The sequence below is a fragment of the Exiguobacterium sp. LL15 genome (assembly GCF_024436095.1).
Classification (GTDB): domain Bacteria; phylum Bacillota; class Bacilli; order Exiguobacteriales; family Exiguobacteriaceae; genus Exiguobacterium_A; species Exiguobacterium_A indicum.
Window position 1 is genome coordinate 267302 of sequence record NZ_JANFNX010000002.1, and the last position, 15623, is coordinate 282924.

At 50.5% G+C, this 15623-nt stretch carries 19 protein-coding genes and 1 riboswitch; of the genes, 14 read left to right on the top strand and 5 right to left on the bottom strand.

The window, feature by feature from the left end; translation table 11 throughout:
• The first annotated feature begins 9 nt into the window (after window positions 1–9).
• The 10 genes from paaB (at window position 10) to paaX (ending at window position 8123) form a co-directional block, all read left to right on the top strand.
• Window positions 10–354, top strand: a complete 345-nt coding sequence (gene paaB, locus NOM72_RS12700) for a 1,2-phenylacetyl-CoA epoxidase subunit PaaB (protein WP_023466991.1) — start codon at window positions 10–12, stop codon at window positions 352–354.
• The gene (gene paaC / locus NOM72_RS12705) at window positions 351–1136 is read left to right on the top strand and encodes a 1,2-phenylacetyl-CoA epoxidase subunit PaaC (RefSeq protein WP_214748542.1); all 786 of its coding nucleotides are present in this window, start codon (window positions 351–353) and stop codon (window positions 1134–1136) included. Before paaB ends, paaC begins: the two co-directional genes overlap by 4 nt.
• Before the next feature lie 14 nt (window positions 1137–1150).
• The gene (gene paaD, locus NOM72_RS12710; RefSeq protein WP_023466995.1) at window positions 1151–1645 is read left to right on the top strand and encodes a 1,2-phenylacetyl-CoA epoxidase subunit PaaD; all 495 of its coding nucleotides are present in this window, start codon (window positions 1151–1153) and stop codon (window positions 1643–1645) included.
• A gap of 15 nt (window positions 1646–1660) precedes the next feature.
• On the top strand, window positions 1661–1984 hold the full coding sequence (locus NOM72_RS12715; protein ID WP_023466996.1) for an EthD family reductase: 324 nt from the start codon (window positions 1661–1663) through the stop codon (window positions 1982–1984).
• The gene (locus NOM72_RS12720; protein ID WP_023466997.1) at window positions 1962–2741 is read left to right on the top strand and encodes an enoyl-CoA hydratase/isomerase family protein; all 780 of its coding nucleotides are present in this window, start codon (window positions 1962–1964) and stop codon (window positions 2739–2741) included. Before NOM72_RS12715 ends, NOM72_RS12720 begins: the two co-directional genes overlap by 23 nt.
• A 5-nt stretch (window positions 2742–2746) precedes the next feature.
• Entirely contained in the window at window positions 2747–4255 is a 1509-nt protein-coding gene (locus tag NOM72_RS12725; protein WP_255999284.1) for an aldehyde dehydrogenase family protein, read from the top strand.
• Between the two features lie 74 nt (window positions 4256–4329).
• Entirely contained in the window at window positions 4330–5196 is an 867-nt protein-coding gene (locus tag NOM72_RS12730) for a 3-hydroxyacyl-CoA dehydrogenase (RefSeq protein ID WP_058703595.1), read from the top strand.
• Window positions 5193–6401, top strand: coding sequence for an acetyl-CoA C-acyltransferase (locus tag NOM72_RS12735; RefSeq protein ID WP_023467000.1), 1209 nt, complete (start codon window positions 5193–5195; stop codon window positions 6399–6401). Before NOM72_RS12730 ends, NOM72_RS12735 begins: the two co-directional genes overlap by 4 nt.
• Window positions 6398–7165: an enoyl-CoA hydratase-related protein gene (locus NOM72_RS12740; RefSeq protein WP_255999285.1), complete on the top strand. Its 768-nt coding sequence runs from the start codon at window positions 6398–6400 to the stop codon at window positions 7163–7165. Before NOM72_RS12735 ends, NOM72_RS12740 begins: the two co-directional genes overlap by 4 nt.
• A gap of 73 nt (window positions 7166–7238) precedes the next feature.
• Entirely contained in the window at window positions 7239–8123 is an 885-nt protein-coding gene (gene paaX / locus NOM72_RS12745; RefSeq protein ID WP_023467002.1) for a phenylacetic acid degradation operon negative regulatory protein PaaX, read from the top strand.
• 56 nt (window positions 8124–8179) lie between these two features.
• Here paaX and NOM72_RS12750 read toward each other — a convergent pair whose 3' ends face one another.
• The gene (locus tag NOM72_RS12750; protein WP_255999286.1) at window positions 8180–8719 is read right to left on the bottom strand and encodes a gamma carbonic anhydrase family protein; all 540 of its coding nucleotides are present in this window, start codon (window positions 8717–8719) and stop codon (window positions 8180–8182) included.
• A 91-nt stretch (window positions 8720–8810) separates the two neighbouring features.
• Here NOM72_RS12750 and NOM72_RS12755 point away from each other — a divergent pair, with 91 nt between their 5' ends.
• From NOM72_RS12755 to NOM72_RS12770, 4 genes are all read left to right on the top strand, one after another.
• On the top strand, window positions 8811–9749 hold the full coding sequence (locus NOM72_RS12755; protein WP_255999287.1) for an NAD(P)H-dependent flavin oxidoreductase: 939 nt from the start codon (window positions 8811–8813) through the stop codon (window positions 9747–9749).
• A gap of 137 nt (window positions 9750–9886) precedes the next feature.
• The gene (locus NOM72_RS12760) at window positions 9887–10315 is read left to right on the top strand and encodes a DMT family transporter (RefSeq protein WP_058265576.1); all 429 of its coding nucleotides are present in this window, start codon (window positions 9887–9889) and stop codon (window positions 10313–10315) included.
• A 14-nt stretch (window positions 10316–10329) separates the two neighbouring features.
• A complete protein-coding gene (locus tag NOM72_RS12765; RefSeq protein WP_023467006.1) occupies window positions 10330–10998 on the top strand; it encodes a Crp/Fnr family transcriptional regulator in 669 nt (222 codons plus the stop codon).
• Window positions 10999–11010: 12 nt separating this feature from the next.
• Complete coding sequence (locus NOM72_RS12770) at window positions 11011–11493, top strand: DMT family transporter (RefSeq protein WP_255999288.1); 483 nt, start codon at window positions 11011–11013, stop codon at window positions 11491–11493.
• A gap of 53 nt (window positions 11494–11546) precedes the next feature.
• Here the strand turns inward: NOM72_RS12770 and NOM72_RS12775 are convergent, their stop codons facing one another.
• The 4 genes from NOM72_RS12775 to NOM72_RS12790 all read right to left on the bottom strand — a co-directional run bounded on the left by NOM72_RS12775 (window position 11547) and on the right by NOM72_RS12790 (window position 15583).
• On the bottom strand, window positions 11547–12767 hold the full coding sequence (locus NOM72_RS12775; protein WP_255999289.1) for an MFS transporter: 1221 nt from the start codon (window positions 12765–12767) through the stop codon (window positions 11547–11549).
• Window positions 12768–12781: 14 nt separating this feature from the next.
• Window positions 12782–13381 carry a winged helix-turn-helix domain-containing protein gene (locus NOM72_RS12780; protein ID WP_023467009.1) on the bottom strand — a complete coding sequence of 200 codons (600 nt, stop codon included), beginning with the start codon at window positions 13379–13381 and terminating at the stop codon, window positions 12782–12784.
• Window positions 13382–13612: 231 nt separating this feature from the next.
• Window positions 13613–14143: a peptide-methionine (S)-S-oxide reductase MsrA gene (gene msrA / locus NOM72_RS12785; protein WP_023467010.1), complete on the bottom strand. Its 531-nt coding sequence runs from the start codon at window positions 14141–14143 to the stop codon at window positions 13613–13615.
• A gap of 95 nt (window positions 14144–14238) precedes the next feature.
• Window positions 14239–14342, bottom strand: a riboswitch (SAM riboswitch).
• A gap of 62 nt (window positions 14343–14404) precedes the next feature.
• Complete coding sequence (locus tag NOM72_RS12790; RefSeq protein ID WP_255999290.1) at window positions 14405–15583, bottom strand: M20 metallopeptidase family protein; 1179 nt, start codon at window positions 15581–15583, stop codon at window positions 14405–14407.
• Window positions 15584–15623: the final 40 nt, after the last annotated feature.

Below are 15623 nucleotides of genomic sequence, written 5' to 3' on the forward strand. Positions count from 1 at the left end.
GAAAGCACGATGAATGAGACGTTTTATCACGAATTCGAAGTCTTTAGCAAACGGACGCCGAACGCGGCGTTCACCCATCAATTCAGCTTGCTCGCTCCGAATAAGGAGATGGCACTGTTGATGGCGCAAGAAAACTTCATGCGCCGGGAACCGGTCGTCGACATCTGGGTCGTCAAACGCGAAGATATCCGTGGTTTATCACCCGATGAGAAGCAGATGTTACAACGCCTTGATAATAAGGACTACCGGACGACGAAAGGGTACGGCTACTTGAAGAAAAAATGGCGTCATTACGAGCAACAGATGCTCGATGAAAAAGAGATCATGTCTTGGCAAGGAGGCGATTCCAAATGACGGAACACGAACGGACGGCACTCGCCTCCTTACTCTATCAACTCGCGGATGATGATTTCCTTTACGCGTATCGTGGTTCGGAATGGCTCGGACTCGCACCGCATATCGAAGAGGACGTCGCTTCGTCTTCGATTGCGCAAGATTCAATGGGACACGCGGCGATGTATTACCAACTCCTCGAAGAACTCGGCGAAGGAAATGCTGATGCATTAGCTCATGTCCGACTAGCGCATGAACGGAAGAATTCGATTCTCGTCGAACGTGTCAACGGACCTGGCTACTACATGGAGAAGCCTGAATATGACTGGGCATTCGCCGTCGTACGGAACTATTGCTACACGGTCGCGAAAAAGATCCGGATTGATGCTTTGAAGTCGAGCAGTTATGAGCCACTCGCTACGGCTGCCGTCAAGATCAACATGGAATTGTACTATCATTTGCTGCACTGGCAAACGTGGTTTACCCAGCTTTATCAATCGACGGAGACGGCGCGACAGAAGATGGATGCAGCCTTAGAAAAAGTCCTCTATGACTTCGGTGACATGTTCGATTATGGCGAACACGGTCAATTGATCGAAGAGATGCGGTTGATCGAAGGGCAAGGCATTTTACTGGATCGTTGGTATCAGACGATCACACCGTTACTCGTCGAATTGAACGTGACGCTTCCGGAAATGCAGATGACGCGTAACGGGCGGGACGGCGATCATACGGAAGATTTGAATGACGCGCTTGCGACACTCGGAGAAGTTTACTTGATTGATCAGACCGCGACGTGGTGAAAGGAGAGGGAAGCATGACGACGACACTCCAGGATGCAATCCGGGAAGCCCTGAACGGGGTGAAGGATCCGGAAATTGATAGCGTCAGTATTTTAGATCTTGGCATGGTCGAGACGATGGACGCGGAAGCGACGGAGCATGGTTACCTGGTGCGCGTCACGCTTCTCCCGACGTTCCTCGGTTGCCCGGCGCTTGAAATCATTAAAAAAAACACCGAATCTGCCTTGCAGGTGATTCCAAATGTCGAACAGGTCAACGTCCAGTTCCGGTTTGATCCACCGTGGACATCGGACCGGATCACGGAACAAGGCATGCAAGGATTGAAGGCATTCGGTATCGCTCCTCCTCGGTTTGAGCAAGGGAAGTGGGAGATTGACTGTCCGTACTGTGGGTCGACGTACGTGACGATGGAAAACTTATTCGGACCGACAGCATGTCGAAGTATTCTCTACTGTAAATCGTGTAAAAATCCATTCGAGGCGATGAAACCCGTCTCTACTCTCATGTGAAGGAAGGTAATCAAGATGGCAAAATTAATCGCACTGTACAAACACCCAGAAAACAAGGAAGCATTCGATCAGCACTACTTTGAGGTCCATGGTCCATTGACAGCAAAAATTCCAGGACTGCAAGAAATGAATGTCACGAAAATCGTCGGCTCACCAATGGGCGGAGACGGAAAGTACTACTTGATGTGCGAGATGGTCTATGAAAGTCAGGAAGCGATGCAAGCAGGCATGCGTTCGCTCGAAGGAAAAGCGTCTGGGAAAGACTTGATGAGCTTTGCGGGGGATCTCGTCACATTGATGATTGGTGAAGATGTCCATGCCGACACAACAGTACGTTAAGACGGAAATGGTCGATCGGATCGGTCGGATTCGACTCGACCGAACGGCACGATACAATGCGCTGAACCGAACGATGGTCCGGGAAATCGTCGAGGCGATGGAGACATTCGACCGAGACGAACGGGTGACGGTCATCGTCTTGACCGGAAACGGAAAATCGTTCTCAGCGGGCGCCGATATCGAGGAGATGCTCGAGGCGACACCGATCTCGATGGAACTCCTCGATCCGTTCGCGGACTGGGACCGGATCAGTCGAATCAAAAAGCCGATCATCGCGGGTGTCCACGGTTTCGTCCTTGGCGGCGGCTTTGAACTGGCACTCGCTTGTGATTTAATCTACGCCGATCCTGAGACACAGTTTGGATTCCCGGAAGTCGGACTCGGCGTCATGCCGGGAGCAGGGGGGACGCAACGTTTAACGAAATGTATCGGTCGGACACGGGCGCTCGAGTGGCTCTTCACCGGCGACCGGATGAAGGCAGAGGAAGCGGAACGACTCGGTATCATTAACCGGGTGACGGCTGATGTCGAAGCGACGGTGCTGGCAATGGCAGAGCGGTTATCGAACCAACCGAGCATGGCGTTGCGGTTGATCAAGGACGCGGCAAACAAAGCCGTCGATTTATCGTTACAAGATGGGATGGAGCACGAACGCCGTAACTTCTATCTCTTGTTCGCGACAGCCGATCAAACAGAAGGCATGCAAGCATTTCTCGAAAAACGATCACCAATTTTCAATCAACAGGAACAGGAGTGAATACAATGTCGACAGTACATGAAAAAACACTTGAAATGAAACGGTCCGTCTATCATTTGCTCATCAACGGCGAACAAGTCGAGGGTGCAACAGGCGAGACGTTCAAAACATACAATCCGGCAACGGGCGAAGTGATCGCAGAAGTCGCAAAAGCGTCGAAGGAAGACGCCGATCGTGCCGTTCAAGCGGCACGCGATGCGTTTAATCACGGGAAGTGGAAGATGTGGCCGGTCGGGCGTCGGGCACAAATCTTGAATAAGATTGCGAGCATCATGCGTTCTCGCTTCAACGAAATCGTCGAACTGGAGATTCTTGATACGGGGAAATCACTGGCAGCGGCGCAAGGGCAAGTCACGCAAGCGATTGAAGACTTTGAGTTCTATGCGGGTGCGATCGTCGGCCACCGTGGTGTCGTCAATAACGTACCGGGACAATTCCATAACTACACGGAAAAAGAAGCGGTCGGTGTCTGTGCACAAATCATTCCGTGGAACTATCCGTTGATGATGGCAGCTTGGAAAGTCGCACCAGCAATCGCAGTCGGTTGCTCGGTCGTCGTCAAACCAGCGACATTGACACCGTTGACAGCAATCATTCTCGGTGAGATTTGTCTAGAGGCTGGCGTACCAGCAGGTGTCGTCAACGTCATCCCGGGATCCGGACGCGAGATCGGCAACCATCTCGTCGAGCATCCTCACGTCGATAAAGTCGCCTTCACGGGATCGACGCCAGTCGGAAAAGACATCATGGGACGTGCGTCCGAGACGCTAAAACGAGTCACACTCGAACTCGGTGGGAAATCACCGAACATCGTCTTTGAAGACGCGGACGTGACAGCAGCCGTTGATGGTTCGTTGTTCGGGATTTTCTATAACAGCGGTCAATCGTGTGAAGCGCGCTCGCGCCTGTATGTCCACGAAGAGATCTACGAAGCGTTCATGGAACAATTCGTCGCGAAGACAAAACAACTCGTCCTCGGTAACCCATTCGATAAAGGGACACACGTTGGAGCGATCATCGACCAACAGCAAGTCGACGTCATCGATGGATATGTCCAGTCGGCGAAAGCGGACGGCGCAACGATCGTCACAGGAGGTCATGCTTCAGCACCAGAAGGATACGAAAAAGGATTCTGGTACGCACCGACGATCATTACCGACGTCACGCACGAGATGAAAGCGGTCAATGAAGAAATCTTCGGACCGGTCGTCGTCGTCATGCCGTTCAAAGATGAAAAAGAAGCGGTTCGTCTAGCAAACGATACATCGTTTGGACTCGGCTCAGCTGTTTGGACGAAAGATGGCGCGAAAGCGACACGTGTCGCGAATCAAATCAAAGCCGGCATCGTCATGGTCAACTGTCCGTTCTCTGCCTTCCCGGGCACACCGTTTGGTGGCTATAAACAATCGGGCTTCGGTCGAGAACTCTGTATCGAGACGCTTGACCTGTACACAGAAACAAAAAGTATCTTGTCGTATTACGGCAGTCGTCCACTCAATCCGTTCGGACTATAAGCAAGAGGGAAGGCTGGAGTTCCGTCGGGAAGTCCAGTCTTTTTTAACAGCACAGGGGATAAGGGGGAATTCAGATGGTAGAACAAATCGTCGTCGTCGGATCCGGCGTCATGGGACGTGGCATCGCTTATGTTGCCGCACACCGCGGATTTCAGGTGACACTCGTTGATATCAAAGAAGCGTATGTCGAAAGTGCCTATCGAGAACTCGAACGCATCGCAGAGAAAGGAATCACGCGAGGGAAGATGTCCGCGAATGAGGTCGAGGGATTGTTCGATCGGCTGCATCTGTCGACCGACCTAGCTGAGGCGGCACAACAAGCGGATCTGGTCATTGAAGCAGTACCGGAACAACTTAGCATCAAACAGCAAGTCTTTGAAACGCTAGAAGCGAATGCACGTCCGGACTGTTATTTCGCAACGAACACGTCAACGATGAGTCCAACGGAAATTGCGTCCTTTACGAACCGGGCGGACCGGGTCATGGCGATGCATTTCTTCAATCCGGTCCATCTGATGCCACTGATCGAGCTCGTTCGTGGTCTTGAGACATCGGATGAGACGGTTGCAGCTCTTGAGCAGGTGGCGCGTCAGATGCAGAAGGAAACGGTCGTCATCCGCGAGTTTCCTGGGTTCGTGACTTCGCGGATCAGTGCGCTCGTCGGAAACGAAGCGTTCTACATGTTACAAGAAGGACTCGGGACACCAGAAGAGATCGATAAAGCAATCAAACTCGGCTTAAACTATCCGATGGGGCCATTCGAACTCGGGGACTTAGTCGGACTTGATACTCGGCTCCACAACTTAAAGTATCTGCATGAGAAGCTCGGCGAAAAATACCGTCCGGCACCACTACTCGAACAGTATGTTAAAGCGGGCAGACTCGGTCGTAAAACCGGTCGTGGCGTCTATGACTATACGAATCGCGAGGTGACATCATGAAACGGGTCGCCATCATCGATGCTGTTCGGACACCGATCGGTCGCTATAACGGCGCCTTACGTCAGGTTCGTCCGGATGATTTAGGAGCACGCGTCATCGAAGCGTTGCTTGAGCGTAATCCACAAGTCGATCCGAAGACGATCGAGGAAGTCATTTTCGGTAATGCGAATCAGGCGGGAGAAGACAATCGTAACGTCGCCCGGATGTCGGGACTACTAGCTGGTCTACCGGTCGAAGTCGCTGGTACGACGATTAATCGCTTATGTGGGTCAGGGCTCGACGCTGTCATCGCGGCGGCGCGTGGGATTGCCTTAGGTGAAGGCGATATCTATATCGCTGGTGGGACGGAAAGTATGACGCGTGCGCCGTTTGTTCTCGCGAAGCCGGATCAGGCCAACCCACGTGGCAATCAGACGATGTACGATACGACGATCGGTTGGCGCTTCGTCAATGATCGTTTAGCAGATCAATACGGAACGGATTCGATGCCGGAGACAGCCGAGAACGTCGCCCGTCAGTACGGGATCTCACGCGAAGCGCAGGACGACTTTGCGTTTGAAAGCCAACAACGCGCGAAACGAGCAATCGAGACAGAGCGCTTCACGGACGAACTGGTTGCGGTCACACAAATGGACCGGAAAGGCAACGTCAGCGTCTTCGATCGTGATGAACATCCTCGTCCCGAGACGACACGTGAGAAACTGGCGACACTTCGTCCGTTATTCCCAAGTGGTACCGTGACGGCGGGGAATGCATCTGGTGTCAACGACGGTGCGTCGGCACTGTTATTGATGAGTGAAGAAAAAGCGAACGAACTCGGTTTGACGCCACTCGGGTATTACCGGGCGAGTGCGACAGCAGGGGTCGAACCTGCCATCATGGGAATCGGACCAATTGACGCGACGGAAAAAGTTCTCCGGCGGGCAGGGTTGACGGTCGAACAGCTCGATCAAATCGAGTTGAACGAAGCCTTTGCGGCTCAAAGTCTTGCCTGTATCGAAGCACTTGGTTTACCAAGCGAAAAGGTCAACGTCAACGGTGGTGCGATCGCTTTCGGTCATCCACTCGGTGCGAGTGGAGCGCGGATTTTGACGACATTATTGCATGAGATGCGCCGAACGAACCGGACGTATGGTCTCGCGACGATGTGTGTTGGAGTCGGACAAGGGATCGCACTTGTCGTCGATCGGGAGGGACTCGTATGATTCACTTAGAACGAGAAGGCTATATCGCAATCGTCCGGATTGATCGTCCGGAACGTTTGAACTGTCTCGATTATCCGACGCTTGTCGCTTTGCAAGAACAGGTCGATGCGTTATCGGTCGACCCGGAAGCGCGGGTCGTCCTGTTTACGGGAACGGGGAAAGCATTCAGTGCGGGTGCCGATTTAAAAGAACGCGTGCATTTAAACGAAGAAGAAGTCCGGCGCAATGTCCTTGCGATCCGCAACGTCTTCACGTCGATCGCACAATTGCCGCAACCAACGATCGCAGCCGTCAACGGTCACGCGCTCGGCGGTGGGTTCGAGTGGATCCTTGCCTGTGATTTCCGTTTTCTCGTCGAGGATGCACTCGTCGGCTTGACGGAGACCAGCTTCGGGATCATTCCAGGAGCCGGTGGAACACAACGATTGCCACGACTGATTGGGGAGACGCGGGCAAAGGAATTGATCTTCACGGCTAAAAAAATCGATGCGATGACAGCAGAACGGTACGGACTCGCGACAGCCGTTGTTGCCCGGGAAGCGTTGATGACGACGTGTCTTGAGTTTGCCCATCAAATGTTACAGAATGGTCCGATTGCCTTGCGCCAAGCGAAGCGAGCGATTGATCAAGGGCGGGATGTCTCACTCGAAGAAGGACTACAGCTCGAAACAGAAGCTTATGAAGTCGTCATTCCGACGGCTGATCGTCAGGAAGCGCTACAAGCCTTCGCTGAAAAACGACCACCACGCTTTGAAGGAAGATGAGGATGGTCGACGTTTGAAATAACCCGTATACTAACGATACACACTATGAACGACTGAAGAGAGAGTGAATACCATGAGTGCGAACACCCAATCGATGATCTTTACGATTTACGGCGATTACATTCGCCATTACGGCAATCAAATCTGGGTCGGGAGTTTAATTCGACTCGTCAAAGAGTTCGGACATAACGAGCAGGCCGTTCGGGTCGCGGTATCCCGAATGGTTAAACAAGGCTGGCTCGTCTCCGAGAAACAAGGAAATAAAAGCTTCTATTCATTGACACCACGTGGGGTGGAACGGATGGAGGAGGCCGCACGCCGGATCTACAGATCAACACCGCACGACTGGGACGGGAAGTGGCGGACGCTGATGTACACGATTCCGGAGGATAAACGCCAGATTCGCGATGAGCTCCGCAAAGAACTAACGTGGAGTGGGTTTGGCAACTTATCGAACGGCGTTTGGATCTCACCGAACCCACTTGAAAAAGAGGCGGAACGATTGATCGCGTCGTACGAGATCGAAGAGTATGTCGATTTCTTCGTCGGTGAATACCACGGTCCGAAGCAGGATCAATCCCTTGTCGAGCGTGCGTTTCCGCTGGAAGAATTGCAGGAGCGTTACGAGACGTTCATTACGGATTACAGCCGGCAATACATCGTCCATCAGAGTCAGCTCCAACTCGGAGAAATGACGGATGAACAGTGTTTCGTCGAACGGACGATGCTCGTACATGAATACCGGAAGTTTCTATTCACGGATCCTGGATTACCGCAAGAACTGTTACCAGATGCTTGGAGCGGACATCACGCGGCGCTCTTGTTCGAACAATATTACCGATTGCTCGCACAACCAGCGAGTCGGTTCTTCGAATCAATCTTTGAAGAGACGCACGATGTGTCGCAACGCAGTGCCTCGTACGACGCGGCGGAACATCCGCTGTTTGCAGAGCGGTGAGCATTTATTCGAATGAAAAGAGCGGGACGGATCAGTTGATCCGCCCCGCATTCGTGTCATTCAGATGTGTTCTGTTCATCTGATTCTGCGAGAATGTTTCGGAAAGCATATCCTTTATCGACGTAAGAATCAATCGACTCCTGAATCATCGCGAGATCCGCTTCTGTTAGTTCACGCACGACTTTACCGGGAGAGCCGATGATCAGCGAACGGGGTGGGAAAACTTTTCCCGATGGAATTAACGTATTCGCCCCGATGATGCATTCTTCACCGATCTCTGCATGATCAAGAACGGTCGCACCCATTCCGACGATCGAACGACGTCCGATTTTGCAACCGTGTAAAATTGCGTTATGTCCGACCGTTACTTCATCTTCAATGACGACGGGTGCCCCTTCATAGAGATGAATCGTTGCGTTGTCCTGGATACTGCAGCGTTTCCCAATTGTAATCGGTCCTTCGTCACCGCGTAAGACAGCGTTGAACCAGACGGTAGACTCGGAACCGATCGTGACGTCTCCGATCAGATAAGCGCCAGGAGCGATGAATACATCGGAGGCGACGTTCGGATGAATCGATTGATACGGAATCTTCATAACAGAATGACCTCGTTTCTATAATAAGATGAACTACTATTCATTCCATGTCAGTATAGCATGTGAGTGAAGGCGAGAACGGAGGAAAGATATGTTTCCGATTTGTGAGCTCTTTAAAATTCGATATCCTTTGATCCAAGGAGGAATGGGTAACATTAGTCATGCGTCGCTCACGGCAGCGGTGTCGAATGCCGGGGGACTCGGAACGCTCGGGTGCGGGACATTGTCGGTCGATGAAGTGTCGTCGCGGATTCACGAGACACGAATGCTGACGGATCAACCATTTGCCTTGAACATCGCGATTCGTGTGTCTCCCTATACGGAAGCACTGATTGATCTCGCGATTGCAGAAAAGATTCCGGTCGTCTCCTTGTCGGCCGGAAACCCGGCACCGTACATAGCGCGACTTCAAGCTGCTGGCATCAAAACGATCGCGGTTGTCGCCTCGGTCAAACAGGCGTTAAAGGCAGAACAGGCAGGTGCTGATGTACTCGTAGCGGAGGGAGTTGAAGCGGCAGGCATCAATTCACCGCTCGAGTTGACGACGCTGACCTTGATTCCGCAACTCGTTGATCGGGTCAATATTCCGGTCCTGGCAGCAGGTGGAATTGGTGACGGTCGTGGACTAGCAGCTGTCCTGTTGCTTGGTGCGGCTGGTGCCCAGCTTGGAACACGGTTGATTGCGACGGAAGAGGCGAAGGTTCATTCGGCATACAAGGCGCACTTAATGGATGCGACCGATACCGATACACGCATCATCGGACGTTCCGTCGGATTCGTCCGACGTGTCCTTGATGGTCCTTACGTCGAACGACTCACAGCAGAGACACCTGCTGCTTTTCTCGATCAGACGAATGAGTCGTATCATATTACGGGCGCTCTTGAGGGCGATGAGGAGAAAGGGTATGTCAACGCTGGACTGGTTGCGGGATTGATTCATGATGTGCCGACTGTTGCGGAGTTGTTTACGCGCATGATGGCGGAAGCAGAGGAACAGCTGAAACAAACGACGACTCGTTTTACGACATGAGCATACAGGGATGGACCCGTGATGCCACTTGTGGACAGCGGGTTTTTTCATGTTTTTTTGAAAATGGGACATTTGTCCTTTTCAAGTAGGGCACGAGTAAGGTCTACTCTAGTGTAGAGATTAAAGGAGGAGATGACGTGCAAGGAGTCGTGTTTGCTTTGATGAGCGGTCTGTTCATCGCCCTGCAAGGCATATTCAATGCGCGCCTTGCGACAGGCGTCGGACCGTGGTTGTCCGTATTGATCGTACACTTTGTGGGTCTGATGGGTTGTTTAGTCATTTACAGTTTCGTACGAGATCGGAAAATCGGTGGCTTCCGTCAGTTACCATGGATTTATGCGAGTGGCGGTTTGATTGGCGTGTTAGTCGTCGTAACGGAACTGACAGCAATCCAAAAACTCGGGATGACATGGGCGATGTGTTTATTACTCGTCGCACAGATTTTATGTGCGTTTGTGATTGATTTAAAGGGATGGTTCGGTGTCTTAAAAAAACAAGGAAATCGTGGTCAGTGGGTTGGTGTGGGTCTCATGCTTGCAGGAGTTGCGATTTTCTCACTTGCCTAAAGGGGGGAATGAACATGGAAACCGTCATTCAACAGTATGGACTGGATACGATTTTGACGGAAGAGACGCGCGCTTGGTTGCGTCAAGAAACCTTCCAAAAAGGGGAACTCCTCTGTACGACAGGGGCAGCGATCGATCGGATGTACTTCATCGTTGCAGGCAAGGTCAAGATATCTGCTGCCTCGTCAGAAGGAAAGCAACGGATTCTACGATTCAAGACACCACTGACAGTGATTGGTGACGCTGAGTTCATCAACGAACGGGAAGTATTGAATACGGTCGAAGCGGTGACCGACGTCGAGGTGTTGAGCGTACCGTATGCGATTTTACGCGAGCACAATACGACGAACGTCTTTCTGCAATTTTTATTACGCACGATCACAGCCAAGTGGTATGCCGACTCGAAATCAGCGTCGCACCATGTGTTGTATACCGTTGAAGAGCGATTTGCAGGGTATTTGTTGTCGATTGCTTCTGAAGCCAGTGACAGTTTATTTTATCAGGAGATGCGGACGTCGAACCTGCATGACGTCGCTGACTGGCTTGGAACGAGTTATCGCCATCTCAATCGGATCATCACGAAATTATGTGAAGAAGAGATTCTCGTTCGACGACGCGGGAAAATCATCATTGTCGATCTGGAGCGGATTCGCGAGAAGGCGAACGGCAACAGCTATGAGTAAGGAGGAACGAACATGGTAATAGGCATCGTGTGTGCCGTATTGGCAGGGATGTTGATCAGTTTACAGACGGTATTGAATGCTAGGATGAGTGACGCGTTTGGCGCTTGGGCGACGACGACGCTAGTCTTCTTCGTCGGTTTCGTCGGAGCAAGTGTCACGTATGTTCTGTTTCGTGGTGGAACAATCGAACAGATTCAAAACGTATCGCCACTCTATTGGTTTGGTGGACTTGTCGGTGTTGGCGTCGTTTTTTGTGTCATGCGTGGAATTCAATTGCTTGGTCCGTCCGTCGCGATCTCTGTCGTTCTGATTTCGCAGTTAAGCTTTGCTCTCGCTGTCGATACGTTCGGTTGGTTCGGTTTACCACAAATTGATTTATCATTCGGTCAGCTCGTCGGTCTCGCCGTCATGGTGTGCGGCATCTTCGTTTTGAAGCGGTATCAAGTCGTGGCGCCGGAACAACAGGCAAAGGATCAGATAGAACGTGTTTCGTAATAACCGAATACAGAACGAGGACGGTGGCATTCCAATCCACTGTCTTTTTTTGACTAGTTTTTGACCTGGATCATGCGTTTTCTAAAGTAAAGCGAGAGGACAAGGATGAGAAGACCACAGTACAACATGATCGTCGTGATTGAAACATGAAACGACAGTAGAAAAGAGAGAAGCGCATAAGATAATGGAACGAGACCGTTTGACGCGGCATTCACGACACTCATGACACGTCCCATCGTCTGTTCCGCACACTGAGACTGGATGAACGTAATGAAGCGAATATTGATGATCGAAGAAAGGACACCAAGTGATAACAGGATGATCAGGTACAACGAAATCTGCTGGACTTGACTAAGCAGGAAGAGAAGCAGACCTAATGCGCCAATCAATCGGACTGATGAAGTAAGCCCGTTTTCTTTCTTCTGCGTTAAACCACTCCAGAGCGCCCCTCCGAGCATTCCCATTTGATAAGCCCCTTGCATATAACTTAAATCCATCGCATCTCCTTGGAGCACATCATGAACGAGTAAGGGGATTCCGAGTAAGAGTGGTCCAAAGAAAAAGAAATTGACACAGATGACAAGAAAAAGTGTCTGCTTGAGTTGCTGAAGGTGAAAGACGTAATGTAGCCCTTCTTTTAGTTCAAAGAGAGCTGAATGCTGACGTGCTCGCTTGATCTTAGATTCACGAATACCATACGTGAAAAGGAGCGTCAGACAGAGTGTGCCGAAAATCACGAGAAAGACGTGCGAGTAAGAAGAATGGCTGAGGATGACTCCACCAAGAATCGGACCTGAAAAGAGGGCGATTTGATTAGATGTTTGAATCAGTGAATTGGCTTTAGTGAGTTGTTCTTTCGGAACGAGTGTAGGCAGTAAGGAAGCATTCGCCGGCGAAAAGAATGCATCCACACTACCGAATAGCAAGGCGAATACTAAAATCGTCAGCAATGTAAGCTGATCGGTATGAAGTAATGCGAGAAGACAGAGAATGAAACTGATCCGTAAAGCGCTCGAGATGCGCATGATCGTCGAACGTTTATAGCGATCGGATAGGACGCCACCGAATAACATGAGAAAAATACGGGGTAACAAGGTGACCATGAGGACGAATCCAAGATATGACGCCTGGTTTAGTGTATGGATGACATACCATTGTTCAACAAACAGATAGGTTGATAGGGAGAGGGCAGAGCACATACCGGACCCCCATAAAAATAAAAAAGATGGATTTTTAAACAGCGATTGTTGCGTATCCATTTCAACAGGCAGCATATGGCACCTCCGGTTTAGACGTCGTCATTCTCAAATAGTGGTTCATCAATTGCAAAGGCAGTCGTCATGATATAGAAGTGTTTTTTATCTTCTTCGTCTAGTGAAGGGGACCGTGTGAACTCGTCCAATAGAGCACGATATTTGGTAGAAAATTGCCGAAAATTGGCTTCAGACATCGTCAGTTCCTTTTGAAGCGATAAGCTCATCCAGTCTTCAACGTTTGAAGACACGGGAGAAAAAGCAGTAGTTGGAGCGGTGAGGACGCGTGTCTTTGCTCGGTCCAATACCTCAAGATACGACTGCCGGGTCGCTTCATTCGTCTCGACGAAGTTCAGTAGATGATCGGCAGGAATGTAGCCTCGAGCAATCGCTTGATAGTATTTCAATAGATTGCCGCCCTGTTCTTCCGTCCGGACGAGGCGAATCAAGTCATGCTTTTCAAGTTCTCGTACATGATAGAGGATCTTTGCGCGGGATAACGTCAGCAAGTGGGCTAACTGATGTACCGTATGTGGTTTTTCGACGAGAAACATGAGGATTTTTGTTCGTAACGGATCACTGATCACTTTTAACTGTTCATAGCTCTCTAATATGTGAATCGCTTTTTGTTCCATGCAATAATCTCCTTTTTAACCGGTTAATTTTTATTAACCGTAAAACAAAAGACTTCATTTGTAAACGGTTACAAATTTATGTGAGGGTGTTGGTAAAGAAGACACCATTTGTTTACATACAAAAAAACTGACTCCAGTGACATCTCGATCATCCTCCACTTTCTACTGGAAAGTAGGGGAAGAACGAGATGTTTGAAATCAGTCTCAGCTACTGTATGTGGTTCGAGGTGATTAGACCGTCGTCGTATCTTTCCATTCCTGCTCGATGAAAGCATCGCGACCAGAAGCAGCACGATCTTTTTTATAGTGTTCTGGATTTTTCTTATGGAAGTCTTGATGGTACTCTTCCGCCGGATAAAATTCAGAAGCGGCATCGATCCGCGTTACGATTGGTTGTTTGAAACGATTGCTTGCAGCAAGGGCGTCACGGGAAGCGATCGCTGCTTCATGCTGTGCATCCGTATGGTAGAAGATCGCTGGTGCGTACTGCGTGCCACGATCTTGGAATTGACCTTCTGCATCCGTTGGATCCGTTTGCGGCCAGTAGAGTTCGAGCAGACGCTCGTACGGGAACAGGCTCGGATCAAACGTGATTTGGACGACTTCGAGATGTCCCGTCGTTCCTGTTTTGACTTGTTCATACGTCGGGTTATCGACGTGTCCGCCCATGTAACCTGATACGATTCCCTCGATTCCTGGTAATTCTTCAAATGGTGTCACCATGCACCAAAAACATCCACCTGCAAATGTTGCTTTTTCCATCCGTCTCTTCCTCTCCGTGGGAAATTCCCATTGTATGTCTGACAGCGAGAAAAACGAAAACGACTCCTTCGCTTGGTTGCAAAAGGAGTCGCCGCTTTTTATCAACCAAAGCTTTCGCTTTGCTGGTCGTAGCACCTTGCTATGCGCAGGTTGCTGGGACGTCATCGATCCAGATCTCTCGGTCCACTCTTGATAAGGGTATATGAAGTTGATGTCATTCGTTATCATTGCTGTGATGATACCATTCACACAGAAATAAAGTCAATCCTTAGGTTTTAAGGCACGTAAAACGGTCGCTCCGAGTGTCTTCGCACCAATCAACAACGCTTGTTCGTTGATCTCGTACTGCGGATGATGCTGTGGATGATTGATGCGACCGTCCGTATATCCGGAGCCGGTAAAGAAGTAACTTCCCGGGACGTGTGTTAGATAATGTGCGAAGTCATCCGCCGCCATCATCGGTGTGAGTGACCGGACAGATGCTTCCGGTAAGAAAGAAGCAGCTTCCTGAACGAGTTTTGTCTCGTCCGGATGATTCCAGAGTGCCGGGTAACCCGTTGTGAAGTCGATCGAATAAGTAGCACCGATGCCGGCACACGTCGTTTTGGCGACAAGGTCGACTTCTTGTCGGAGCTGATGCCGCAGGGTTTCATTGAACGTCCGGATCTCCCCGACGATGCGTGCTTCACCCGTGACGATGTTCGGCGCCGTTCCTGCGTGGAAGCATCCGATTGCAAGAACAGCGGGTTCGAACGGATCGACCCGTCGACTGACAAGGTGTTGTAAGTTGCAGACGAGTTGTGCCCCAGCGACGAGCGCATCTTTTGTTTTGTGCGGTGCTTGCGCATGTCCACCTTGACCATGAACGATGATTTCGAATTCGTCGATCGCGCATAATGTATGTCCTTCCCGAAACCCAATCGTACCAACCGGTAAATCATTTTCGAGATGTGTCGCGAAAATCGCATCGACGCCCTCGAGGACGCCGGCTTCGATCATTTGGATGGCTCCGCCAGGAAAGACCTCTTCTCCATGCTGATGAATGATTCGAATCGTTCCTTGCAATTGATCACGTAGCGGATAGAGCGTAGCAGCAAGGGCCATCACCATCGCCGTATGTCCATCGTGTCCACAGGCATGCATGACACCGGGATGGATCGACCGGAAGGAAAGCGTCGTCTCTTCTTGAAGTGGTAAAGCATCAAAATCTGCACGGACCGCAATCGTCGAACCAGGTTGTTTGCCTTCGATCGTTGCGACGACACCACGACCTCCGACGGCTGTTTGATAAGGAATGCCCTGTTTCGCGTAAAAGGTAGCAATTCGTTCTGGTGTGCGGACTTCCTGGAAAGAGAGTTCCGGATGTCGATGAAAATCACGACGTAACGCGATCATCGTCGGTTCGAATTGTTCAAGTGCTTCAAAAAGTTGAGTTTGCATCTTCAAGCTCCTTTGACGTGTGTCTTTTCGTGAAAAGGGG